Annotated in this window: 1 protein-coding gene; it reads right to left on the reverse strand. The window is 58.8% G+C overall.

What is annotated here, in order from left to right; genetic code table 11:
- Nucleotides 1-2 precede the first annotated feature (2 nt).
- The coding region (locus tag Vlu01_RS27330) for an alpha/beta fold hydrolase (protein ID WP_204005019.1) at nucleotides 3-880 on the reverse strand (878 nt) is incomplete at its 5' end.

Consider the following 880-nt stretch of genomic DNA (forward strand, 5'->3'; position numbering starts at 1 on the left):
GGTCAGGCATTCGCTTCGACCTCGTCGACGAACTTCGCCACCAACGCCTGGAAACCCGACGCATCGTCCAGGAACGGCAGATGACCCGCCCCCGGCATGATCTCGTAACGACCGTCCGGGAACTTCGCCGCCAACTCCCTGGCACCCGACGTACTCAACAACACGTCATCATCACCAACAACCACCAACGTCGGCGCCTGCACCCGAGCCAACACATCCGCGCTCGTCTCACCGGTCAACGCCAACTTCAACCCGTTGACCAGATCCTCCTTCGTCGACAAAGCCAAAAAGCTCTCCCGCAAACCAAGGAAACCCGGCGTACCCAACTCCTCGATCATCTCCGCACCGAAAACCTCCGGATACAGATGCGCATACAACGCCGCCATCCCATGATGCTCCAACGTCAACAACCACGCCCGCTGCACCAACCGATGACGACGCATACCCCGAGGACCAAGCGCCGGACCAGCCAACACGATCCCCTTGACCCGATCCGGATACTTCAACGCCACATCACGCGCCAACACCGTCGAAATCGACGTCGACAACAAATAAACCTGATCGATCCCCAACGCATCCAGCAACCCGACCACATCATCGGCATGCTCATCCCACGTCGGATACCTCTCCGGATGCGACGACCGACCATGACCACAAAGGTCATAACTCACCACACGACGACCCACCGCCAACTCGTCCGTAAAAACCCGCCACGTCGGAGTCGTCATGAAAAAATTATTCAACGTCAAGACAACCGGCCCCTCACCGGCCGACTCGTAATAAAGCTCAACACCCTCCCGAACACGAACCCGCACCGCATCCTCGCGATACGCCACCTCAAGACGCTCAAGAACCTCACCAGCAGACACCGCATCCCCCT

Source organism: Micromonospora lutea (assembly GCF_016863535.1).
Taxonomy (GTDB): Bacteria; Actinomycetota; Actinomycetes; order Mycobacteriales; family Micromonosporaceae; genus Micromonospora; species Micromonospora lutea.